General features: G+C 63.4%; 19 protein-coding genes. 9 read left to right on the plus strand and 10 right to left on the minus strand.

Annotation, left to right across the window (positions count from 1 at the left end; translation table 11 throughout):
• Nucleotides 1–116: 116 nt before the first annotated feature.
• From JT360_RS30925 to JT360_RS30935, 3 genes are all read right to left on the minus strand, one after another.
• A complete protein-coding gene (locus JT360_RS30925; protein ID WP_214476896.1) occupies nucleotides 117–1,073 on the minus strand; it encodes an SEL1-like repeat protein in 957 nt (318 codons plus the stop codon).
• 297 nt (nucleotides 1,074–1,370) lie between these two features.
• Nucleotides 1,371–1,736, minus strand: coding sequence for a VOC family protein (locus tag JT360_RS30930; RefSeq protein ID WP_214476898.1), 366 nt, complete (start codon nucleotides 1,734–1,736; stop codon nucleotides 1,371–1,373).
• A 260-nt stretch (nucleotides 1,737–1,996) separates the two neighbouring features.
• Entirely contained in the window at nucleotides 1,997–2,602 is a 606-nt protein-coding gene (locus JT360_RS30935) for an NADPH-dependent FMN reductase (RefSeq protein ID WP_214476900.1), read from the minus strand.
• Nucleotides 2,603–2,692: 90 nt separating this feature from the next.
• Between JT360_RS30935 and JT360_RS30940 the strand changes: the two genes are divergently transcribed.
• Complete coding sequence (locus JT360_RS30940; RefSeq protein WP_214476902.1) at nucleotides 2,693–3,061, plus strand: winged helix-turn-helix transcriptional regulator; 369 nt, start codon at nucleotides 2,693–2,695, stop codon at nucleotides 3,059–3,061.
• A gap of 153 nt (nucleotides 3,062–3,214) precedes the next feature.
• Here the strand turns inward: JT360_RS30940 and JT360_RS30945 are convergent, their stop codons facing one another.
• The 3 genes from JT360_RS30945 to JT360_RS30955 all read right to left on the minus strand — a co-directional run bounded on the left by JT360_RS30945 (nucleotide 3,215) and on the right by JT360_RS30955 (nucleotide 4,993).
• Entirely contained in the window at nucleotides 3,215–3,418 is a 204-nt protein-coding gene (locus JT360_RS30945; RefSeq protein ID WP_214476904.1) for a hypothetical protein, read from the minus strand.
• Between the two features lie 116 nt (nucleotides 3,419–3,534).
• Nucleotides 3,535–3,930 carry an acyl-CoA thioesterase gene (locus JT360_RS30950; protein ID WP_140613005.1) on the minus strand — a complete coding sequence of 132 codons (396 nt, stop codon included), beginning with the start codon at nucleotides 3,928–3,930 and terminating at the stop codon, nucleotides 3,535–3,537.
• 121 nt (nucleotides 3,931–4,051) lie between these two features.
• A complete protein-coding gene (locus JT360_RS30955) occupies nucleotides 4,052–4,993 on the minus strand; it encodes a phosphoribosylaminoimidazolesuccinocarboxamide synthase (protein ID WP_214476906.1) in 942 nt (313 codons plus the stop codon).
• 259 nt (nucleotides 4,994–5,252) lie between these two features.
• Here JT360_RS30955 and JT360_RS30960 point away from each other — a divergent pair, with 259 nt between their 5' ends.
• From JT360_RS30960 to JT360_RS30970, 3 genes are read left to right on the plus strand one after another with little or no spacing between them, the layout of a single operon-like run.
• Nucleotides 5,253–6,869, plus strand: a complete 1,617-nt coding sequence (locus JT360_RS30960; RefSeq protein WP_214476909.1) for a GMC family oxidoreductase — start codon at nucleotides 5,253–5,255, stop codon at nucleotides 6,867–6,869.
• Nucleotides 6,866–8,080: a mandelate racemase/muconate lactonizing enzyme family protein gene (locus JT360_RS30965; protein ID WP_214476910.1), complete on the plus strand. Its 1,215-nt coding sequence runs from the start codon at nucleotides 6,866–6,868 to the stop codon at nucleotides 8,078–8,080. The genes JT360_RS30960 and JT360_RS30965 overlap by 4 nt, the downstream gene beginning before the upstream one ends.
• On the plus strand, nucleotides 8,077–8,994 hold the full coding sequence (locus JT360_RS30970) for an NAD(P)-dependent oxidoreductase (RefSeq protein ID WP_214476911.1): 918 nt from the start codon (nucleotides 8,077–8,079) through the stop codon (nucleotides 8,992–8,994). Before JT360_RS30965 ends, JT360_RS30970 begins: the two co-directional genes overlap by 4 nt.
• A 373-nt stretch (nucleotides 8,995–9,367) precedes the next feature.
• On the opposite strand, the gene JT360_RS30975 is transcribed toward JT360_RS30970, so the two are convergent.
• The gene (locus JT360_RS30975) at nucleotides 9,368–10,306 is read right to left on the minus strand and encodes a diacylglycerol/lipid kinase family protein (protein ID WP_214476913.1); all 939 of its coding nucleotides are present in this window, start codon (nucleotides 10,304–10,306) and stop codon (nucleotides 9,368–9,370) included.
• Between the two features lie 827 nt (nucleotides 10,307–11,133).
• On the opposite strand from JT360_RS30975, the gene JT360_RS30980 reads away from it, so the two are divergent.
• A complete protein-coding gene (locus tag JT360_RS30980) occupies nucleotides 11,134–11,655 on the plus strand; it encodes a hypothetical protein (protein WP_214476915.1) in 522 nt (173 codons plus the stop codon).
• 211 nt (nucleotides 11,656–11,866) lie between these two features.
• Here JT360_RS30980 and JT360_RS30985 read toward each other — a convergent pair whose 3' ends face one another.
• Entirely contained in the window at nucleotides 11,867–12,109 is a 243-nt protein-coding gene (locus tag JT360_RS30985) for a DUF1344 domain-containing protein (RefSeq protein ID WP_214476917.1), read from the minus strand.
• A 439-nt stretch (nucleotides 12,110–12,548) separates the two neighbouring features.
• Here JT360_RS30985 and JT360_RS30990 point away from each other — a divergent pair, with 439 nt between their 5' ends.
• Nucleotides 12,549–13,043: a DUF2314 domain-containing protein gene (locus JT360_RS30990; protein WP_214476926.1), complete on the plus strand. Its 495-nt coding sequence runs from the start codon at nucleotides 12,549–12,551 to the stop codon at nucleotides 13,041–13,043.
• A 17-nt stretch (nucleotides 13,044–13,060) separates the two neighbouring features.
• On the opposite strand, the gene JT360_RS30995 is transcribed toward JT360_RS30990, so the two are convergent.
• Nucleotides 13,061–14,035: a DUF3137 domain-containing protein gene (locus JT360_RS30995; protein ID WP_214476919.1), complete on the minus strand. Its 975-nt coding sequence runs from the start codon at nucleotides 14,033–14,035 to the stop codon at nucleotides 13,061–13,063.
• Between the two features lie 312 nt (nucleotides 14,036–14,347).
• Complete coding sequence (locus tag JT360_RS31000; RefSeq protein WP_352128834.1) at nucleotides 14,348–15,376, minus strand: CapA family protein; 1,029 nt, start codon at nucleotides 15,374–15,376, stop codon at nucleotides 14,348–14,350.
• 106 nt (nucleotides 15,377–15,482) lie between these two features.
• On the opposite strand from JT360_RS31000, the gene JT360_RS31005 reads away from it, so the two are divergent.
• The 3 genes from JT360_RS31005 to uvrB all read left to right on the plus strand — a co-directional run bounded on the left by JT360_RS31005 (nucleotide 15,483) and on the right by uvrB (nucleotide 22,087).
• A complete protein-coding gene (locus JT360_RS31005) occupies nucleotides 15,483–16,739 on the plus strand; it encodes a hypothetical protein (RefSeq protein ID WP_214476922.1) in 1,257 nt (418 codons plus the stop codon).
• A 528-nt stretch (nucleotides 16,740–17,267) separates the two neighbouring features.
• Entirely contained in the window at nucleotides 17,268–18,872 is a 1,605-nt protein-coding gene (locus JT360_RS31010) for a DUF2778 domain-containing protein (protein ID WP_214476924.1), read from the plus strand.
• 128 nt (nucleotides 18,873–19,000) lie between these two features.
• Nucleotides 19,001–22,087, plus strand: a complete 3,087-nt coding sequence (uvrB, locus tag JT360_RS31015; protein WP_250889194.1) for an excinuclease ABC subunit UvrB — start codon at nucleotides 19,001–19,003, stop codon at nucleotides 22,085–22,087.
• Nucleotides 22,088–22,235: the final 148 nt, after the last annotated feature.

A 22,235-nucleotide genomic window follows, 5' to 3' on the forward strand; every position in this document is an offset into this window, starting at 1 on the left:
TTCGGCCCCTTAACGGCCTTTCCGGGCCTCGATAATCGCGCGCCGTTTAATTAGCCACAATGTTAACAGGTGTTGCCAACCAGTTTTGAGCGCCGAAATACCAAGAAATTGCACACCTAGGCCTTTTTTGCCGGCGGCTCCAACTTGATAAGATTGGCCTTTGCAGTGGAATCTCCTTGATCAGCAGCTTTGCGAATCAAAATGAGAGCGTGGGCAGTATCCTGCTTCGCACCATGGCCATCGAGGTATGCTACTCCAAGGCTATTCTCAGCTTTAGCGTACCCTTGGTCGGCAGACTTCCGCAGCCAGGCAACGGCCTGCAGATAGTCTAAAGGGACCCCTAACCCCTTGTAGTACGAAACACCAAGGTCGTACTCGGCACCCGCATCTCCCTGGTCCGCAGCTTTCTGGAACCAGGAGTCGGCCTGGACGTAGTCAAGCGTAACGCCGAGACCCTCCGCATAAGCTACACCAAGATCATGCTGCGCCAGTGCGTTTCCCTGCTCCGCCCCTTTGCGATACCATGAGACTGCCTCGGTATAATCCTGGGCGACGCCTAGACCTTTGGCGTAAGCCAACCCAAGAAAGTATTGGGCAATGGGTGTTCCTTGATCGGCGGCCTCACGGAACCACGTGGCAGCTTCTCTAGAGTCCTGCGGGACGCCTCTTCCATCTCTGTACAGCAACCCGAGATTGGTTTGAGCGTCCGCTAATCCTTGATCGGCAGCTTTGCGAAACCAAATTGCGGCTTCGGAAAAATCCTGCCTAACACCTAGCCCACGGTCGTAAAGATAGGCGAGATTGTGCTCTGCCTGGGCATCACCCTGGTCTGCTGCCTTACGGTACCAAGCGGCAGCTTGAACGTAATCCTGTGTGACACCGTGCCCTTCGGCGTAAGCAGTGCCAAGATTGTCCTGCGCTTTGGGATCACCGCCCTTAGCCATGAGGTTCCACAACTCGACAGCCGCTGCGTAATCTCTTCTTTTATAGGCCTGTTCCGCTTGCCCAGCATGGGCGACGCCGGCCACCAGCATGCCGGATATGAAACAAAGCAACTTCGACAACCTCTGCATAGTGGCCTCCGATTTAGATCCGAAGCCCCGATTAGCGTCTGACTCTTTGCCACGGTCAACTCTGGGCGCTCAGGGAAGTCTCGTGGTCCCATGGGCTCGACGTTTAATTAGCCACACCATCAGCAGAAGGAGCCCGCCAGATATGAGAGGATTCTAAAGGGCTTCAATGGGTGGATTCCGGCCCGTCCGCTTTTGGTCAAGGACGGCGGAAATCTGCCGTCGGTGGCGGAACGCGGACATGACCATGAGCACACGTATCAAAACCAACAGCCCGCCGCCATCAGCTTTACGTCAGGCTCAGTCCTTCTTGAACTCGAATAGCTCGATGACATTGCCCGATGGATCTTCGAGCAAGATGGCGCGGCCGGCACCGCCGTCGCTGATTTCGCCGCGGAATCTTGCATCAGCCCGGCGCAACCGCTCAATGAGAACATCGATCTCGTTCGTAACGATCATAAACCGGTTCCACCCGCCCGGCTTCGGATCGCCGCCCGCCTGACCACCGCTCCCAGCACCTGGGGCGCTGAGATACAGCGTCAAGTCGTCGCGCAGCAGCGCGGCGAACTTGCCAGGGTTGTGCTTGTCGATCTTGAAATCGAGATTGTCTCGATAGAACTCGACCGCCTCGTTGACGTCGGCAACGATGTATCGAACGGATGCCATTCAACCTTCTCCTCTGTCTTGTAACCACAACGGTCAACTCGTGCCAAAGGTTTCCTGTCGGTGGAGTTGGAGTGCGGAAGCGGGCTATCTGGATGCCAACCGAAGTAGTCGGATTGAGGGTTTTTGGACGTACGCGCAGAACTGGGCGGCCGCTACAAGATCATCAACGCAGGCCATTCCAGCGGCGATATCGCAATCCATAAAAAGGGCGGCGCAAGCGCCGCCCCATATCCCTTGGGAGGATAATCTCAAAGAGCGGATCAGGCCGCCTTGATTTCCTCGTCGACCACGTCGGCATCACGCGCCTTTTTCAGCGCCTTGGCCCACCACGCGACGTCGTTGACCAGCGCGGTGGCCGCCTGGTTCAGGTGGTCGAGGTCCTCGAGCTTCTTCTCGCCCTGGCGCACGGCGAGGAAGTCGCCCCAGGCGATGTGGACGGCCGACTTGACCGGCGCCATCTGCAATTCGACCGCATGAAGACGGAGCTGCTCGACGGCGCGGGCGCCGCCGACGCTGCCGTAGCCGACGAAGCCTGCCGGCTTCTTGTTCCACTCGTTGGCGGCGTAGTCGATGGCGTTCTTCAGCACGGCCGTCGGGCCGTGATTGTATTCGGCGGCGGTGAAGATGAAGCCGTCATATTCGGCGACCTTCTTCTGCCAGCGCTGCGCCACCTCGTTGGTCGACGGCACCCAGGCAGAGGAAGCGACTTCGTCGAAGAAGGGCAGCGGGAAGTCACGCAGGTCGACGACATCGACGTCGATGTCGGCATGCGACTTGGCGACCTTGGCGATCCATTGGGTGGGCACATCGGCGAAGCGCGCGGCGCGCGTCGAACCGACGATGATGGCGATTTTCGGCTTTGACATGGGGCTCTCCATTCCAGTAAAAAGCTGGTATCATTTAGATACCGGCGCTATATGAGATACTGTCAACTGCCGACGCAAGGAGGCACCTTTTTGTTACTGAGGCACCCGCTTAACCCCGAAGATTGCCGAGCCGTTTCGGAAATCCTGCAGCGCGTCGGCGACAAATGGACCGTTCTGGTGGTCGGCAAGCTCGGCCAAGGACCGTTGCGATTCAACGAGTTGCGCGCCGCCGTCGGCGGCATCTCACAGAAGATGCTGACCACCACCTTGCGCGGGCTGGAACGCGACGGCTTCGTCACCCGCACCGTGTTCCCGACCATCCCGCCGCGCGTCGATTATGAACTGACCGAACTCGGCCACGAACTGCTGATCCCGGTCAGCGCGCTTGGCGAATGGGCGCGCCGGAACACCCAGCGGGTGCGGGCGGCACGCGAGAAATTCGACGGCGTGCATGGCTGAAGCCCTTGCACGGCAAGGAGTCCGGAGTTTCGCTGCGAGCGGCGGCGCCTGACGGCGAGCGAACTCGTGGTTCTCTAGACGAGGCCTCGCAAGTCTGGCTTATTTGCTCCGGGCCGCTTTGACGACGACAATCGCATATCAAACGGCGACCATTCAGGCTCTTGGCGCCACGCCTTCGCAACGCGCCGGCCCGCAGATCGCGCACGTCGCGGCTGGCCCCCTGACGCCGACATTGCCATGCAGGCAGGCGGTGCGCGGAGGAGCTTGCCTGACTTCGGCATAGGCGGTTGCGCCGAGCAGGCAGGCCAGCGCGGCAAGGGCTGCCACGAGCCAGCCGTTCAGCATGTGTTGACGCATTGTCTCTCCTCCAACGCCGGCAGAATCGGGCGTGAAGGCAACCATTGGATGTCGCGCGGCGCATCCCCCCGCACGGGCGATGTTACAATTGCCGAGAGTGGGGAAACGGGCTTTCGTCAACTCTCGGCCGGAACGGCCTTCGGCTTGCCCTCGCCGTCCAGCGCCACCATGACGAAATCGGCGTGCGTGACCTTCTCCATCAGGTCGGAGAGATAGCGCTGCGCCCAGGCCTCGACCTTGAGCGTCATCGAGGTGCGGCCGACGCGTTCGACATGGGTATAGATGCACAGCGTGTCGCCGATCTTCATCGGCTTGGCGAAGGACATCTCCTTGACCGCCGCCGTCACCACGCGACCCCTGGCGCGCTCGGCGGCGCGGATGCCGCAGGCAAGATCCATCTGCGCCATCACCCAGCCGCCGAAGATGTCGCCGGCCGCATTGGCATCCGAAGGCATGGCGAGCGTGCGCAGTGTCAGGTCTCCGATCGGCCGCCCGTCCGCGTAGTGCACCATGCGAAAAATCCCCGTAGATCGATACCCTTCGATCCCGTAGCGTCACCGCGCCGACAGGTCAACGCCGCCACGGAGTGGCAACGGGTCAGCGGTTTCCCATCACGCACCCGGCAAGACTCGCCTAAAAGTAGCGGGCAAGGTTCGCGCGGATGCGATCGAGAACGGTATCTCCAGAAACATCGGGGACGAATTCCTTGCCCGTGATCGCCTCGTAGGCCTGCGCATAGATCCGCGAGGCTTGTTCGACGATCTCGCCCGGTATCCTGGGGATCGGATCCTTGTAAGGGTCGCAGCGCGCCGAAACCCACGACCGGATGAAATCCTTGTCGAAACTCTGCGGCCGCGTACCGCTGGCCAGTGCCTGTTCGTAACTCCGGGCGATCCAGTAGCGGCTGCTGTCGGGCGTATGGATTTCGTCGGCCAGGATAATCGTCCTGTTCTTGTCGGTGCCGAATTCGTACTTCGTGTCGGCGAGGATCAGGCCGCGCTCGGCGGCGCGCGCCTGGCCGCGGGCGAACAGCTTCAAGGCATAATCCGAGACGGTGTCCCACTGCGCCGGCGTGAGAAGACCCTGATCGAGGATCTCGGCCCTGGACAGCGGCTCGTCATGGCCGCCATCCGCCGCCTTGCTCGTCGGCGTGATCACGGGCTCGGCCAGCTTCTCATTGTCGCGCAGGCCGTCGGGCAGGCGCATCCCATACATGTCGCGTTCGCCGCGACGATAGCGGGTCAGGATCGAGGTGCTGGTGGTCCCCGCCAGATAGCCGCGCACGACGATCTCGACCGGCAGGATGTCGAGCCTTGTGCCGACAACGACATTGGGGTCGGGATATTCCAGAACATGGTTCGGGCAGATATCGGCGGTTTCCTCGAACCAGTAGCGGGCCGTCTGCGTCAGGATCTCTCCCTTGAACGGGATCGAGGTCAGGATGATGTCGAAGGCACTGAGACGGTCGGTGGCGATGATGATGCGCCGCCCATCGGCCAAGTCATAATTTTCGCGCACCTTGCCCTTGTAGTGGCCCGGCAGTTCGGGAATGAAAGCATCCGACAGGACACGCATATGATTTCCTGCCTTCCGCAGAGTGCGCCAGAGCATGATTCCGAAAAGTTGCAGACTTTTCGGAAAAAATCATGCGCCAAAATAATACCCTCGCATAAGCTGTCGACCCAGGCCTATCAAGCACGATTGTCGAGATTTCCCGCAACTCGACCCGGCACCACGGTCGCTTTTTTCACAACGCATGCCGGAAGGCGCGGCGACGCGGCGAGCCTGCCACGTCTAGGCTACGGCCAGTTTTCCGGAGCCTCCGATTTCCATCATGCAGACCTATGACTTCATTATCGTCGGCTCCGGCTCGGCCGGCTCGGTGCTCGCCGACAAATTGTCGGCTTCTGGCCGCTTTTCGGTTCTGGTGCTCGAAGCCGGCGGCACCGACCGCCGCTTCTACGTGCAGATGCCGCTCGGCTACGGCAAGACCTTCTTCGACCCCGCGGTCAACTGGAACTACAAGACCGAAGCCGATCCCGGCCTTGGCGGCAATGTCGACCACTGGCCGCGCGGCAAGCTGCTTGGCGGCTCGAGTTCGATCAATGCCATGGTCTGGATTAGGGGCGCGCGCGAGGATTTCGACGACTGGCGTGCTGCCGGCAATCCCGGCTGGGCCTATGATGACCTGCTGCCGGCCTTCAAGGCGCTCGAGGACAATGAGGCTGGCGCCGACAAATGGCGCGGCACCGGCGGCCCGCTGCACATCAGCGACACGTCTGATGCCGTCCACCCGCTGACCCGGCGCTTTCTCGCCGCCGGCCAGCAAGCCGGCCTGCCGCTCAACCCCGATTTCAATGGTGCTGCCCAGGAAGGTGTCGGCATCTACCAGATCTCGACCAGGAACGGCCGCCGCATGTCGGCTGCCCGCGCCTTCCTGCGCCCGGCGATGAAGCGCTCCAATGTCCACGTTGAGACCAACGCGCTGGCGAGCCGCATCCTGTTTGAAGGCAAGCGCGCGATCGGCATCGAATATTTGCAGAACGGTCAAACGAAAACAGTCCGCGCCGGCCGCGAGGTAATCCTGTCCGCGGGCTCGATCAATTCGCCGCAGCTCCTGCAGCTCTCCGGCGTCGGCCCGACGGCGCTGCTCAAGGGGCTGGGCATCCCGGTCCTTCATGGCAACGAGAATGTCGGCGCTCATTTGCAGGACCATGTCGGCATCAACTACACGTTCAAGGGCAAGCTACCGACGCTCAACCAGATCCTGCGCCCCTGGTGGGGCAAGCTGCTGGTCGGCATGCAGTACATCCTGACCCGTTCCGGTCCGCTGTCGCTGTCTATGAACCATGGCGGCGGCTTCTTCCGCACCGACCCGGCCCTCTCGCGCCCCAACATGCAGCTTTATTTCCAGGCCTTCTCGACGGTCATCCCGAAGAGCGGCGAACGGCCGATCCTGACGCCCGACCCCTGGCCGGGTTTCTCCATCGGCCTGTCCAACTGCCGCCCGTCGAGCCGCGGCGAGATCATGATCCGCTCCAGCAATCCGCTGGATCATCCAAAAATTGTCGCCAACGCCTATTCGACCAACGCAGACGTCGCCGAGATGCTCGATGCGGTGAAGTTCGTTCGCAAGATCGCCTCGATGCCGGCTATGGCGGAAATCATCAGGGAAGAAGTCCTGCCCGGCCCGTCGATCCAATCGGACGCCGACCTGATCACGGATTTCAGGAAACGCTCCGGCACCGTCTATCACCCGGTTTCGACCTGCCGCATGGGGCCAGATCCCTCGCGCGCCGTCGTCGACCCTCGCCTGAAAGTGCATGGTCTTGAGGGCCTGCGCATCATCGACGCCTCGATCTTTCCCGACAATATCACCGGCAACACCAATGCCGCCTCGGTCGTGACCGGATGGAAGGGCGCCGAACTGGTTCTGGAGGACCAAAAATGAAGATCACCGACGTCAAGACCTGGGTTGTCGGCAACCCGCCGCCCGGCATCGGCGGCAAGTATTTCATCTTCGTCAAGCTTACCACCGATGGTGGCGTCGTCGGTTATGGCGAAGCCTACAACGCCACCTTCTCCGCCCATGTCACGGCCAAGCTGGTCGAGGACATGGCCGAGCGCTATCTGATCGGCCACGATCCGCACGACATCGAGAATTTCTTCCGCCGCGCCTATTCCTCCGGCTTCACCCAGCGGCCTGACGTGACCGGCATGGGCTGTTTCTCCGCGCTCGAAATGGCCTGCTGGGACATCATCGGCAAGGAAGCCAACAAGCCGGTCTACAAGCTGCTCGGCGGCCAGGTGCACGAGACGCTGCGCTCCTACACCTATCTCTATCCGCACACGGGCAGTGTCCATTCCGAGGACGCGCCGGACGGCAGGAACGTCTACAACGACCCTGAGATGGCGGCGGCCTGTGCGCTCGAATATGTCGAGCAGGGGTTCAATGCCGTCAAGCTCGACCCGGCCGGTCCCTACACCGCCTTCGACGGCCACCAGCCGCGCCTCATCGACATCGATGTCTCCACCCGCATGATCAAGGCGATCCGCGAGGCGGTCGGCAACCGCGCCGACATATTGTTCGGCACGCACGGCCAGTTCACCGCGTCCGGCGCGCTGCGCATGGCACGCGCCATCGAGCCCTATGATCCCTTGTGGTTCGAGGAGCCGGTGCCGCCCGACATGCCCGAAGTGATGGCGCAGGTCGCCCGTGCGACCTCGATCCCGATCGCCACCGGCGAGCGGCTGACGACCAAGTCCGAATTCGCCCGTGTCATCGAGAACCGCGCGGCGACCATCCTGCAGCCGGACCTCGGCCGCTCCGGCGGCATTCTGGAGACCAAGAAGATAGCCGCGATGGCCGAGGCCTATCACATCCAGATCGCCCCGCACTGCTATTGCGGCCCGATCGTCGGTGCGGCCAACATCCAGCTGGCGGTGACGCTGCCCAACTTCCTCATCCTGGAATCGCTGAAGCAGTGGGACGGTTTCCACGCCACGCTGCTCAAGAAGAAGATCGAGTGGCAGGACGGCAATGTCATCCCGTCAAAGGAACCGGGGCTGGGCGTCGAACTCAACGAGGCGGTTTGCGAGGCGCATCCCTACACCGGCAAGGACCTGCATCTGCAGATGATGCAGACGCCGCTGATGCCATGAGCGAACGCTACGCCTTCATCGGCCTTGGCCATCTCGGCGGCAACCTTGCCGCCAGCCTGGTCCGCAGCGGCTTTGCCGTCACCGTCTTCGACCGCGACCCCGCTGCCGTCGAGCGCCTCGTGGCGCTCGGTGCGGTGGCGGCGAACAGCCCCGCCGAGGCGGCGGCGCGGGCTGGCAATGGCATCACCTGCCTGCCCTCGCCAAAGGTCAGCGAAGCGGTGCTGGCCGGGCCTGACGGATTGCTCGAAGGGCTGCCCATAGGCGGCACCTGGATCGAGATGTCGACCAATGGCCGCGACGAGATTCTTCGACTTGCCGCCCTTGCCTCGGCCAAAGGCGTCGAGACACTGGAATGCCCGGTCACCGGCGGCGTGCATCTGGCGGCGGCGGGCAAAATCACCGCGCTGGTCGGCGGCGAGGCAGCGCTCTACGAGCGTCATCGCCCAGCGATCGAGGCGATGTGCGCGAAGTCGTTCCTGATGGGCCCGATCGGCTCGGCGGCGGTGATCAAGGTGATCACCAACATGCTCGCCTTCATCCATCTCGTCGCCGCCGGCGAGGCGCTGATGCTGGCCAGGCAAGGCGGGCTCGACCTCGCGCAGAGCTATCACGCCATCGTTGCATCCTCCGGCAACAGCTTCGTCCACGAGACCGAAAGCCAGCTCATCCTCAACGGCTCCTACGACATCGGCTTCACCATGGACCTGGCGCTGAAGGACCTCGGCTTTGCGCTGGGCATGGGCAAGGATTTCGGCGTCCCGCTCGATCTCGCCACGCGCGTCAACGCGCTTTTTCAGCAAGGCAAGGAAGCCTATGGCGGCGGCGCCTGGTCGACCCAGATCGTGAAACTTCTCGAAGACGCGGTCGGCGCCGAGCTGCGTGCGCCCGGATTCCCGGCTAAACTGGAAATATAATTAGATGGGAATTACCGATTGAAATCAACGTACTGAGTAAACATTCTCAGGCATCGTGGCAACAACCTGAATCAGAACCGCAACGTCTCGGCTCACTTGCTCTGACCGGACCACATGCTTGGGGGAGTTGGAGGAAACCGGTTCCGTCGTCATCCTGGGGCGGAGCAAGGAGCGAAGCGACGCAGCGCAGACCCCAGGATCCATGCCGTGACTTCGAAGCGTTGCCACGGTGCAGAATTCTGTTCTGCCACGTTCTCAGCGAAGGTCCCGGCATGGATCCCAGGGTCTTCGCGACGGAGCTTCGCTCCTGCTTCGCCCTGGGATGACGACGTTGTGGGACGCTCCAACTCAAATGCGCCGGCAACGCCTTGATTCAATATCTGAGCGTCAGCGCTCCCGGCAGGATCTCGAAGGTCGCGGGTATGCGACCGGGCGACTCGCCGTCTATGTCGACCAGCGCGCCGTTCTTTTCCATATCGCCGAGCGGTTCGACAACCACTTTCTTGCCGCGCAATATGGTGATGGCCGGATGGTTGCGGTGCCGGCCGCCATAGAGCAGGCGGATGTCCCAGATCAGCTTCAGCTTGCCCGCCGCGCGCAGGATGACGATATCGAACTCTCCGTCGGTCAGTTCCGCATCCGGCGCGATCATCATGCCGCCGCCGAAGAATTTCCCGTTGGCCACCGCCACCAGCGCCATGCGCGCCTCGACCGGGGTGCCGTCGTCGACGGTGATCCGCACGTCCTGAAAGCGATAGCGGATGAACTCGACCACGGTGCGCCACAGGAACAGCGCCTTGGCCGACATCTTGCCCTTGCGCTTGTCTGCATTGACCGCGCGGTCGGTGGCGCCCGACAGCCCAACGCTGGCGATGTTGATGAAGTGCCGGCTGGCAAGCGCGCCATGATCGTCGACGTAGCAGATACGGCCGGCATCGATGGCCCTGGCCTTAGCCTTGGCGATCCGCTTCAAGGTCGCGTCCACCGCCTTCGGCAGACCGAGGCCGCGCGCGAAATCGATGCCGGCGCCGCACGGCAGAAGGCCGAGTTCGGTCGTCCGGCCGCTCTCCTGGAATGCCTGCAGCAGTCCGTCGGCCACTTCGCTCGCCGTGCCGTCGCCACCGGCCGCGATCACCAGGTCGAAGCCGTTTGCCGCGAGGTCCAGCGCCAGCCGCTCGGCATCGCCCTCGGCCTGCGTCTCGCGCAGCTCGAAATCGCCGAAGTGCTTTTTCAGCGAAGCGGCAACCTCAGGCCAATGCCGTTTCAGCCGCCCGCCACCGGCAATCGGATTGAGAACCACCCCGACTTTCAAATGCTCGCCCTCCCCGGCGCCGGACAACACATGCCCGGTCGTTTACCGGCATTGAAGCCCGCGCCCGCCGGCGGAGCAAGGGCCGCTATGGGCTGAAGGGTCAAAAAGCGGGCAGGCTGTCTAAGACAGTCGGCGCGCAAATTCCGAGGCTCGCGACGATGGTCCCCGATAATCCCGCTATCCACAGGGCCATGGCCATTCCCCCGGCCCCTTACCCGGCGTAAGTTTAACCCATCTCAGGCGGCTACCGATCGCCCGGCCGAAAGGCAGAGTGAAAGGCGGATTTCCTGAGGCCCGTACGGCCCGGAGCGAAAGCAGGCTTGCCTGCTCGAGGGACGGATGCCGAGACCTACGGGGCCGCGGAAAGCGTGCCAACGCCGACGGCGGACCGATGCTGCCATGAAGGACGGCAAAAACCTTCGATGGCACGCAGGGCAAAGCCCGCAAGGGCCAAGACCAGCGTGGTCTGGAACGGACGCCGCCTTCGGGTGGTGGCTGGCAGGACCGTCAAAATCAAGGCCGGCATGGCGCGACGACTTTACGGAAGTTGCTGCCGCGACCGTGTCCTGATCTGACAGGGAGGCGCTGGGAGAAATCCCGGCGCCGACTGTCTTTTGGGCAGGCGCCAGGCTCGAACACGTCTACGATTACTGAGGCCTTTCGGCCACGCCCCAGCCAAGATGGTTCATCCGGAGCGCCACGCCACGCTCATTCCACAATCGCGGCCAAATCCCGCCTTGTTCGCGCGCGATGGAGTGTCGCACGCCGCCCAAAAGCGCGACATGAACCTGAATGGGCCGCTGGGGGCCTTTCGAAGGGACAAGACCGTGATCAAGACCGCCCTTGTCGCCATGACCATCGTCGGCTGCGACTGCGACGCCAAGCTGTGCGAATACATCGGCGAGACGCCGGCCAAGTGGTCGACCATCGCCGAATGCGAAGCCGCGATGAAGAGCCAGATCCTGCACGAGCGCAATTTCAACTATCCGCTCGTCTCCGGCATCTGCCGCACGAAGGGCTCGTCCTCCTCTTCGAAGCTCGCCGCGATTGCGTCTGGGCCGGAACTGAAGCCCGCCAACCGGACCGTCCAGCCCGAAAGACCGCTGCCGCCGGAGCTGAGCCATCGGCCGAGCGTCCCGGTCGGCTCGCCGACGACGGCGCTGGAAGCGGCCGCCGCCCGGCCCGTCGCCTACGAACAGGTCGTCGATGGCGGAACCGGCGTGCTCTATCGCACCAAGAACGGCTATGCCGTGGTCAAGACCGATCTTGGCCGCGCCGCCTCCGCGACCGCCGACGCCGCAAAACGCTCGGTGAACTGGCTGGCCGGCCTGGTGCCGACGGGACTGTAGGCCTCTCGATCAGTCTCCAGCTTGCGACTGGATGACAGCTGAACCCAGCACCCTACGGCGCCCCGCTCTGTCCTGCCGGACATCTCTCCACAAGGAGGGAGATTGGCAGCTTGCTCGACGCCCCTCATCCGCCTGCCGGCACCTTCTCCCCGTCAACAACGGGGAGAAGGGACACAAGCTTAGCGCCGACGTTAAAAGTAATTGCGTTGCCTTACGAAGCCTTCTTGATCGACGTCACCATGCCGGTCTTGTCGTCCACCGTCACCGCCACCTTGGCGCCGACCTTCAGTTTCCCGACCGCCGCGTCCGGCGACAGCTGGTAGATCTTGCCGTCGTCGAGAGTGATCGACTTGGTTGTCGGATCGACCGCCTGGATCGTGCCCTGAACGGTCGCGGCATAGGCGGTGCCGAGGAAGGCGAGCAGAGTGGCGGTGGTTGCAAGGGTCTTCTTCATGGGGTGCACTCCGTGCTGTTTCGGTTTTCCGGACAGCCGCCTTGGCAGACGATGAACCGGACGACCCGAAACTGGAACGGAAGGCTTGCTCCTCGCAAATCAAGTTGAGTGAATTTTCGCAACGGAATCATAGGCTTAATTCCGACACATTGGGTGCGGCTGGAGCGGTTTCCGACCGCTTCGGCCCTCCCCAATGAGCGCACTTCTTTCCACGAAAAGAGTCATTTAGCTGGTTGCGGCGGCCGGCTTTTGCCCATCACGCAGCCGCCGCAATTTGTATCGGGCGGCATCACGAAACAGACTTCCGGCGATCCATCGGCACACATTTTGTTTCGCGGATCAGTCGAAACCACTGCTCCAAGGAGATGAAATTCGCGCTCTGGTTGCAAAATCGCAATGGATACACGATGATAGCCACCGCCATGAGGGGAGGCGTTCCATGAGGCTTGCAGTCCGGACCATAATATCTCTGATGCTGGCGCTTGCTCCGGCATCAGCCGGCGCGCAAGGCGCGGATCCGGATGACGACAAAACGCTCATCTTTGCTCCGGGCGACCCTGAAATGGCGGCGGCGACCGCGCAGGCGCTCGCCGGCCTGGATGAATTCCTGGCCATGGCCGCAGCGCCCCCGTCCGGTACGGACAGGTTCAAACTGAAGGTCAAGGTGCGCGACGGACATGTCACCGAACATTTCTGGGTCATCCCGTTCCGGCGCACCGAAACCGGCTTCGTCGGCATCTTGGCGAACCAGCCGGAACAAGTGCGCACCGTCGTCCTCGGCCAGAATATAGAATTCACCCGGGACGATATTTCCGATTGGGGCTACACCCGAGACGGAAAGCAAATCGGTAGCTTCACGGTCTGTGTGATGTTCAAGAGAATGTCGAAGGAAGAAGCGGACTATATGCGCGACAAATACGGTTACGATTGTTGATTGTATGCCCGGCCGGACTAACCTGCCGCGTCCCTCACCCCGATCTTGCGCACCAGTGCCGCCGTCGCCAGCATGGCGCCCATGTCCGAGATCATCGGCGCGACGTGCCTGGTGTAGTCGAGCGGCACCGAAATCTCCGGCAGCTCGAAGAAATTCTTCGTCTGCGGCAACAGCAGGAAACCGTCGCCGCCGTTGAGCGCGACACGCGCCGTATCGTCCGGCCAGGTTTCGGCCAGCCATTTCAGCGCCTGCGCCAGGCGGCCGGTCACCAGCGGCCGCGCCGCTTCGACATTATCGGTGCGGAATTCGTAAGCCGCGTCGAGTTCGGGCACACCAGACGACAGATCCTGCATCTTGCTGCCGAAGATGCCGCGGAAGAAGCCCATGACCGCGTTGCTGCGCCGCGTCGCCACCAATATTCCCGGGAACGGCTCGACGGCCTCGAAGGCGACGATGACGCCCTTGAAGGCTGTCGATGACCCCTTGCCGGTCCCTTCCCGCAGTTCCACCTCGTAAAGCTCGAATGGAAACTCGTCGTAGCGGCCGGAAACGACATCGTCGAACGCTTGCCGGTTGAATGGCCCGACTGCCTCGCGTGGCAGCCGGTCGAAGGAGTTTGGCCTGCCGCCATGCTGGTAGCGCACGTCGCGGATGAAGCCAAAGATGATCGGCAGCAGCGTGTCGCGGAACGATTGCTGCAGCCGCGTCGCCGGTTTCATGGCCTGGAAGTAGAGCAGGATCGCCGCCACGAAACCGATGACGTAGAGAAACACATGCGGCGGCGAGAACCATTGCTCGTTGGGGTCGGCGACCTTGTTGAACAGCCAGGTGACCAGCGCCACGGCCACCAGCACCAGGCCGACGAACAGCGGCACCCGCCAGCGCACCTGCCGCACCGCCGAAGCCCGCGCCGCCTCATAGGCCTCGATGTCCTTCCGGATACCGGCGATATCAGCCTCATCAGGCATGAAATCCGCTGTTTCCACCGCCATCCCCCGCAAGCCGATGCTGGCGCATGATAGCCGGTTTTGTCGGATATATCGACTGTGGCGCCGCGAGGCAGCGCTGCAGGAAAAAACGCCGGCGCCGCCCCTCATCCGCCTGCCGGCACCTTCTCCCCGTAAACGGGGAGAAGCCCGCTGACCGAACGCCGGCACTTCTCCTGCGAGGTCTGTAGCTGGCGAGACCATCGATGACAGCGTCCTTCTCCCCGTCACTATACGGGGAGAAGTGCCCGGCAGGGCGATGAGGGGCAGCGCCATACCTCAGCTATAGGCAAATGCACCTGGCCTTCATTTGCAGAACTACGAAAAGATCGCGTCCAGCCGCCCCTCGACCTTTGCCCTCATCGCGCCCTCCAACCCCTCCACCGGCACCAGCCGCTCATGATCCCCCGCACGCAGCCGTACAAACGGATGCAGCCAATAGGACGCAATGGCGCCGCGCGTCCCCGCATCGGCACTGACATCGACAACAAAAATCCCCCCGATGCGTCCCGGCCAGGGCTGGCGGGCAAGGGCGGTGCTGAGGAAGTCGCCGAGCCCATAGGCGACGATCGTGTCGCCGATCCGCTCCACCGGTTGAACGACATGGGCGTGATGGCCAGCGATCAGCCCGACGCCCTGCCCGGCCAGGCGCCTTGCCAGCGCCTGCGTCCCGGCGCGCGGAAAGTGGCGGAACTCCCAGTCCCAATGCGGCACGGCGCAGACAAGATCGAGATGATCGCGCGGCCAGCCTGCCGGGTCGCCGTCCATCGACACACGCCCGGCAAACAGATCCTCACTGGCATTGCGCCACAGCGTGAAGGCAGCGAAACCGACATTCAGCGGCCCGACATTGACTTGATGAACCGGACCATCGGAGGCCAGGCCGAGGATGCCGATGCCGAGCCGCTTCAGTGCCGCCACCGTCTCGTCGAAGCCGGCCACACCCTGGTCGAGCACATGATTGTTGGCCAGCGACAGCACGAGTTTTTCGTGCGCGATGCCGACGGCCGCCGACGCCTCCGCCAGAAACCGCTCGCTCATCGCATGATGCGTGCCGAGCTTCGTGCCCAGCACGGCACTTGGCTTGTCGAGAACGGGGCTTTCGCAATTGCCGACCACCAGATCGGCGGCGCCAAGCAGCGCCTTGATCGCCGGGTCGCAGTCCGGCGCACTGCTGTTGGCCACCGCCGAGATGTCGCCGATGAAGGCCAGCCGCACCGTCTGCTTCGGCGCCGGCTCCATCAGCGTCCCTGCCATCGGCGCAAACCCTGTGGCGTCACCGCTAAGCGACGGCTTCAGGAAACGCGGCAGCCAGGACAACTTGTAGGAAAGCGGATAGTTCGACACGCAATGCCCAATCGTTTGCCCTGTGTAGACCGTCCGCCGGACAGGTTGAAGCACATAGGCCGACATTCGTGTATGGTCGCCGGCGACAAATACATGGGAGGGAAAGATGACACGAATAGCAAGCCTGCTGGCATCCGTCTTCACAGTGCTTCTGCCCCTGTCTTTTGCCAGTGCCGCCATGCCCGAAGCGGCAACCGCGCTTTTCGACGCGAAGACCGTCGCCGCGCGCGACAGCGCACTGTCGACGCTGGAAGCCGCCGCGCCGAAGGATCCGGCATCCGCCTATGCGGCCGGCGCCGGTGAATTCTTCACCGCGCTGGAGGTGCTCGCCAGCGGTCTGCACCGGCATGGTTTCGAGAGCCCGCAATCCTTCATGCTACCGCTGATGCAGCTGCCCGTGCCGTCCAATCCCAACCCCGCGCCGCTGACCTATGAAGAGTTCCGCGCCATATTGGTCGCCTTCCGCGACCGGCTGGAAAAATCCGCCACCACGCTGGGTTCGGTGCCGGCCGATGCCGACATCGGCATGATCATCGACCTCACCCATGTCGGCATCGACCTCAACGAGGACGGCACGATCGCACCGGATGAGAGCATGGCGGCCATCATGGCCGCGCTGTCGCGCGGCGGCATCTCACAGGGCGACGCGGCACCCGCGCTCACCTTCCGCTTCGACCGCGCCGACGGCTATTGGCTGCAGGGCTATGCCGAGTTCCTGATGGCCCAGGCGGATTTCTGGCTGGCGCATGATTTCAGGAGCACCTTCGACGGCTCGTTCCACATGCTGTTCCCGCGGGCAAAACTGCCGCTGCAGGATATTCTCGTGCCGCCGCCGAGCGAGATGGGCTCGAGCATCTTCTCCTCGGAATGGCGCATCGCCGATTTCATCTCGATGGTGCATCTCATCAACTGGCCGGTGGTCGAGCCGGAGCGCCGCAAGGCGGCACGCCGGGAACTGCTCGAAATGATCCGGCTGTCGCGCGAGGACTGGAAGGCGATCCGCGCCGAAACCGACAATGACCGCGAATGGCTGCCCGGCCCGCAGCAGAAGGGCGAGAACCCGCTCACCGGCCTCGAAGTCGGGGAGGAACAGGTCCAGGCCTGGCTCGCCACCCTGACCATGGCCGAGGACCTGCTCGAAGGCCGCGTGCTGCTGCCGCATTTCCGCATCACCGGCAAGGGCATCAACATGAAGCGCTTCTTCGACGAGCCGAGGCCCTTCGACCTCGTGCTGTCGATCACCGGCCCCGGAATCGCACCTTACCTCGAAAGCGGCAAGATCCTGACCAGCGAGGATTTCGACCAGATCCAGCGCGAGTTCAGCGGTGGCGGGTTTCTGACATTTGCGCTGTGGTTCAACTAAGAGCCTACAGAACTTGGATTCCTCGCCCAAAGGACGTGGGGTCCAAAGGAGGGGCGAGGAACCCAAGCGCTTCCATGAAACGATGGACGTTCTGGAAGATCGCCCCACGCCGAAAAATTGTCGCAAGACGGCAACAGGTGTTGCGGGGCGCCGGTAGAGTTTTAAGCCGCTCGGCCGGTCCGAAATGGCATGCCTGATTGCCGCGGGGGCGGTCGGACCGCCTTCTACGAACATTAGCAAGGGCTGTTTTGCTTGACTCGAGGGGCAAAAACAGGCAGCAAAACAGGATTGGAAGGGCTGCAATACCGCGTGCATGGTCGTGGACGAGCCTTTTTCGGCACAAAGTCCACGTCTCTCTGTTGGTTTTGAGAGGGATTGGTTAACCAACTTTGTCCATATTTTGAAGCAATCGGCAACTAACGACAGGCGCGGCAAACGCGTCGGGGACCACCTGGGATCACTCACAGAATGGTCGTCGCGGCTATCACAGCCGCGGACGTGGGAGCCGATTGGAGCAAGATTGGTTGCATGGCGTTCTTGAGTAAGAAAATTGTCGGGGACAGGCGTTGGGACGGCGAGACCGCCGGTGACGCGCCACGTGCCTCATCCTTCAACCCTGAACGGATCGTCCGCTGGGTCGCGGTGCCCGGTGTCGGCGCTGCCGTCGGCCTCTGGCTGATCGGCACCATGGCTGGCCTCAGCTCCGTCGGCGCCTCGCTGTCGGCAAGGTCGACCGGCCTGCCGCAGACGCTGTCGATGCCCGGCTCGCTCGCTCTCGCCGATCCGCTGAAACAGCATTTCCTCAGTTCTTCTGCGCCATTCGTGCTGGCCAATGCCCATGGCGGCGCACAAGCCTTGCATGACCATGCCGTGCAATGCGGCGCCAGCTGCTTCCACTTGGCCGCGGCCAGCCCCCGGGCGCAGAAGTCCGCGCGCCTCGTGGCGCAGGCGAAGCCGGTTGCTGCTGTCGCCCCGGTGCTCGCCAAGTCGAAATCGCAGGAGCGTTTCGAACGCATGGAAGCCTCGCTGTCGCCGGCCAGGCTCGCTGCCGCCTTTGCCGTCGCCGGCAAGCCTGTCGTCACGGCCAACGCGCGCCCGGTGATTTCCAACGCCGCGCCACGGATCACCGAGGCCTCGCTGGTGCCGTCCGTCCAGGTCATGGCCAGTCTGTCGGACGACATGCCGGCGGCGGAACGCTTCGCCCGTGCCGATACCGGTTCCGCTGTCGTGCAGACCGCGCCGGCGCCGATGGGCTTTGCCCAGCCGGAAACGCCTGACAACGCGCAGCTGGCGCTGGCCCTGGTCCAGTCGCTGCCGGTCGAGGACGAAGCCTTCGCCTCGCCGCTGCCGATGACCGAATCCTCGGCCGATGTCGCGGTTGCGCCCGTCGAGACTCAGAAGGAACAGCCTGGCGATGCCGCCTCGCTGCCGGATGCGCTCACCGACGACGTGCCGCTGCCGACCCGTCGCCCGCAATATGACGCGCCGCAGCAGCCAAAGGCGGTGGAGCAGGACAAGCCGGCTCCACAGCCCAGGATCGTGCAGCAGAAGCCGGCGCCCCAGGCAAAGCCGGTCCAGCAGGCCAGGCAACCGGCCCGGCAAGGCCGCGATGGCGGTGACGTGCTGGCCTACGCCAAGCCGGACACGCCCTCGGGCGGTCTCGGCCAGGCGTTCAGGAACCTGTTCAATGGGCCGGGCGCCGGAAGCGGAGCCGGCCACGGCGTCGCCGTCTATGATATCAGCGCCAAGACCGTCTACATGCCCGACGGCCAGCGGCTCGAGGCGCATTCGGGTCTCGGCGCCATGGTCGACCAGCCGCGCTACGTCGACCAGAAGGATCGCGGCCCGACCCCGCCCAACACCTACAATCTCTCGCTACGCGAATCGCGTTTTCATGGCGTCGAGGCGTTGCGCCTGACGCCGGTGAATGGCAACAAGTACAACCGCAACGGCCTGCTCGCCCACACCTATATGCTGCGCGGCGGCCGCGCCGAGTCCAATGGCTGCGTCGTCTTCAGGGACTATGCCCGCTTCCTCGCCGCCTTCAAGAAAGGCAAGGTCACGCGCCTCGTCGTGGTGCCGCGTCTGAACGGATCGCCGACGCGCGTGGCGGACAACGCACGCGGCGCCTGACCGGCATCGGCCAGGCACGGGCCGTGCCTTTCAGCTCCTGACAGCCTTCTGTCAGGAGCAGCATCTGGTGATGCGCGTCGCCTCATCCGGCTCTTTCCATTTTCGCCAAGACCTCCCATATTCGGGACATGGCCAAATCCCCCGATAAAACAACGCCGCCGACGGCGAATGACGACCGCGCCGCACCGAAGCGGCGCAGTCCGCTGACCGATTTCCTCGATGCCTCGGAGCCGCTGCACAGAGGCGGTTTCGCCGAGATGCCGCAGCCTGAACTGTCCGGCGCGCCGCTGACTGGTTCGATTTCGGACTGGGCCGAGCAGATAGAGCAGGAGGCCGAACGCGAAGGGCGCCAGGGCGGCAAGGGCGACGCCGGCAAATCGACAAAACCGTCGAAGAAGATTCCCGAGCGCTCCGCCGCGCCCGGCCGCACCGCGCGCGGCACCTCGATGGGTGGCGCCGCCACCGCCCGCGAGCGCACAGCCGCCGGCCTCAATCCGGTCGCCGGCCTCGACATCTCGCTGGAAGAAGCCGAGACGATGACATCGAGCGGCGTCACCGCGACGGTGGCCGCACTCTCCGCGCTGATCGAATCCGGCAATCCGCTGCACAAGGACGGTGTGCTGTGGACGCCGCACCGCCCTGCCCGGCCTGAAAAATCCGAAGGCGGCATCGCCATCAAGATGGTGTCGGACTTCGAGCCGGCCGGCGATCAGCCGACCGCCATCAAAGACCTTGTCGAAGGCGTCGACAACAACGACCGCACCCAGGTGCTGCTCGGCGTCACCGGCTCCGGAAAGACCTTCACCATGGCCAAGGTGATCGAGGAGACGCAGCGCCCCGCTTTGATCCTGGCGCCCAACAAGACGCTGGCGGCGCAGCTCTACGCCGAGTTCAAGAAATTCTTCCCCGAGAATGCGGTGGAGTATTTCGTCTCCTATTACGACTACTACCAGCCGGAAGCCTACGTTCCGCGCACCGACACCTTCATCGAGAAGGAATCCTCCATCAACGAGCAGATCGACCGCATGCGCCATTCGGCGACGCGCTCGCTGCTCGAGCGCGACGACGTCATCATCGTCGCCTCGGTCTCCTGCATCTACGGTATCGGCTCGGTCGAGACCTATACGGCGATGACCTTCCAGATGCAGATCGGCGACCAGCTCGACCAGCGCGCGCTGCTCGCCGATTTGGTGGCTCAGCAATACAAGCGCCAGGACATCAATTTCGTCCGCGGCTCGTTCCGCGTGCGCGGCGATACGATCGAAATCTTCCCGGCCCACTTGGAAGACCGCGCCTGGCGCATCTCGATGTTCGGCGACGAGATCGAGCAGATCACCGAATTCGACCCGCTGACCGGCCAGAAGACCGGTGAGCTGAAAAGCGTCAAGATCTACGCCAACTCGCACTATGTGACGCCGCGTCCGACCCTGAACCAGGCGATCAAGTCGATCAAGGAAGAGCTCAAGCACCGGCTGGTCGAACTGGAGCGCGCCGGACGCCTGCTGGAAGCGCAGCGGCTGGAGCAGCGCACCCGCTTCGACCTCGAAATGCTGGAAGCCACCGGCTCTTGCGCCGGCATCGAGAACTATTCGCGCTATCTCACCGGCCGCCAGCCGGGCGATCCACCGCCGACGCTGTTCGAGTACATTCCCGACAACGCGCTGGTCTTCATCGACGAAAGCCACGTCACCGTGCCGCAGATCGGCGGCATGTATCGCGGCGACTTCCGGCGCAAGGCGACGCTGGCCGAATACGGCTTCCGCCTGCCGTCCTGCATGGACAACCGGCCGCTGCGCTTCGAGGAATGGGACGCCATGCGGCCGCTCTCGGTCGCGGTCTCGGCGACTCCGGGCGGATGGGAGATGGAGCAGGCCGGCGGCGTCTTCGCCGAGCAGGTCATCCGCCCGACCGGCCTGATCGACCCGCCGGTCGAGGTGCGCCCGGCCAAGAGCCAGGTCGACGACGTCGTCGGCGAGATCCGCGAGACCACCAAGGCCGGCTATCGCACGCTGGTCACTGTTTTGACCAAGCGCATGGCCGAAGACCTGACCGAATACCTGCACGAACAGGGCGTGCGCGTGCGCTACATGCACTCCGACATCGACACGCTGGAGCGCATCGAGATCCTGCGCGATCTGCGCCTCGGCGCCTTCGATGTGCTGGTCGGCATCAACCTTCTGCGCGAGGGACTCGATATTCCCGAGTGCGGCTTCGTCGCCATCCTCGATGCCGACAAGGAAGGCTTCTTGCGTTCCGAAACGTCGCTGATCCAGACCATCGGCCGCGCCGCGCGCAACGTCGACGGCAAGGTCATCCTCTACGCCGACCAGGTCACCGGCTCGATGGAGCGGGCGATGGCCGAGACCAACCGCCGCCGCGAGAAGCAGATGGAATGGAACGCGGCCAACGGCATCACGCCGGAATCGGTCAAGTCGCGCATCTCCGACATTCTGGACTCGGTCTACGAGAAGGACCATGTCCGCGCCGACATCTCGCAGTTCACAGACAGCGCCGGCGCCATGATGGGCAACAACCTCAAGGCTCATCTCGACGCGATGGAGAAACAGATGCGCGACGCCGCCGCCAATCTCGACTTCGAGAAGGCCGCCCGCATCCGCGACGAAATCAAGCGGCTGCGCGAGATGGAACTGTCCATCTCCGAAGACCCGCTGGCCAAATACGCCGACATGGAAAGCCCGGTCTCGGGTCGCGAAAAGGGCAAGCACAACAAGGGCGTGGCCAAACATCGTACATCAGAGGAACAGGAGCGTTTTCGCAAGCTCGACGAAGCGCGTACCGCCGAAGAGGCGGCCAAGGCTGCCCGGCCCAACCTTTTCCGCAAGCCAGCGCTCGACGAGATGGGCGCCGATGGCTCCGTGCCGGTGAAGAAGCCGCTGTTTTCCAAACCATCGCTCGACGCCATGGGCCCGGGCACCGACATGCCGACGCCAGCGGGTGCCGTGTCACGTTCGCTGTTCAAGAAACAGTCGGCGGAAGAGGCGCATGGCTCCGATTTCGGCATTCCGGGCGATGCCACCAAGCCGCTGTTCAAGAAGAACTCGCTCGACGAGATGACGGTGCGGCGGACCGAGACACCGATCGAGGGCGACAAGCCGGTCAAGCGCGAACGCGCCGGCATCGGGTCGTATGAGGATCCGGGCGACGCACGTCGGGAAAAACGGCGGCCGGGCAAGACGGGTCGGCCGGGGAGGTAGCAGTGTTGAGGGGCACGGCCCTGAAACGAGCGCCGCGCTGCCCCTCATCCGCCTGCCGGCACCTTCTCCCCGTAAACGGGGAGAAGACTGCTGGCCGCAGGCTCGCCGCTTGCAACGCCGGCCGTTGGCGAAATCGGCGGTGACAGCG

The organism is Mesorhizobium sp. dw_380 (assembly GCF_018588885.1).
In the GTDB taxonomy this organism is placed as follows: domain Bacteria; phylum Pseudomonadota; class Alphaproteobacteria; order Rhizobiales; family Rhizobiaceae; genus Mesorhizobium.

Excerpts from the sequence above, each read along its gene's own strand:
- JT360_RS30925 (WP_214476896.1), bottom strand. The coding sequence starts at position 1,073 with ATGCAGAGGTTGTCGAAGTTGCTTTGTTTCATATCCGGCATGCTGGTG.
- JT360_RS30930 (WP_214476898.1), bottom strand. The coding sequence starts at position 1,736 with ATGGCATCCGTTCGATACATCGTTGCCGACGTCAACGAGGCGGTCGAG.
- JT360_RS30935 (WP_214476900.1), bottom strand. The coding sequence starts at position 2,602 with ATGTCAAAGCCGAAAATCGCCATCATCGTCGGTTCGACGCGCGCCGCG.
- JT360_RS30945 (WP_214476904.1), bottom strand. The coding sequence starts at position 3,418 with ATGCGTCAACACATGCTGAACGGCTGGCTCGTGGCAGCCCTTGCCGCG.
- JT360_RS30950 (WP_140613005.1), bottom strand. The coding sequence starts at position 3,930 with ATGGTGCACTACGCGGACGGGCGGCCGATCGGAGACCTGACACTGCGC.
- JT360_RS30955 (WP_214476906.1), bottom strand. The coding sequence starts at position 4,993 with ATGCGTGTCCTGTCGGATGCTTTCATTCCCGAACTGCCGGGCCACTAC.
- JT360_RS30960 (WP_214476909.1), top strand. The coding sequence starts at position 5,253 with ATGCAGACCTATGACTTCATTATCGTCGGCTCCGGCTCGGCCGGCTCG.
- JT360_RS30965 (WP_214476910.1), top strand. The coding sequence starts at position 6,866 with ATGAAGATCACCGACGTCAAGACCTGGGTTGTCGGCAACCCGCCGCCC.
- JT360_RS30970 (WP_214476911.1), top strand. The coding sequence starts at position 8,077 with ATGAGCGAACGCTACGCCTTCATCGGCCTTGGCCATCTCGGCGGCAAC.
- JT360_RS30985 (WP_214476917.1), bottom strand. The coding sequence starts at position 12,109 with ATGAAGAAGACCCTTGCAACCACCGCCACTCTGCTCGCCTTCCTCGGC.
- JT360_RS30990 (WP_214476926.1), top strand. The coding sequence starts at position 12,549 with ATGAGGCTTGCAGTCCGGACCATAATATCTCTGATGCTGGCGCTTGCT.
- JT360_RS30995 (WP_214476919.1), bottom strand. The coding sequence starts at position 14,035 with ATGGCGGTGGAAACAGCGGATTTCATGCCTGATGAGGCTGATATCGCC.
- JT360_RS31005 (WP_214476922.1), top strand. The coding sequence starts at position 15,483 with ATGACACGAATAGCAAGCCTGCTGGCATCCGTCTTCACAGTGCTTCTG.
- JT360_RS31010 (WP_214476924.1), top strand. The coding sequence starts at position 17,268 with ATGGCGTTCTTGAGTAAGAAAATTGTCGGGGACAGGCGTTGGGACGGC.
- uvrB (WP_250889194.1), top strand. The coding sequence starts at position 19,001 with ATGGCCAAATCCCCCGATAAAACAACGCCGCCGACGGCGAATGACGAC.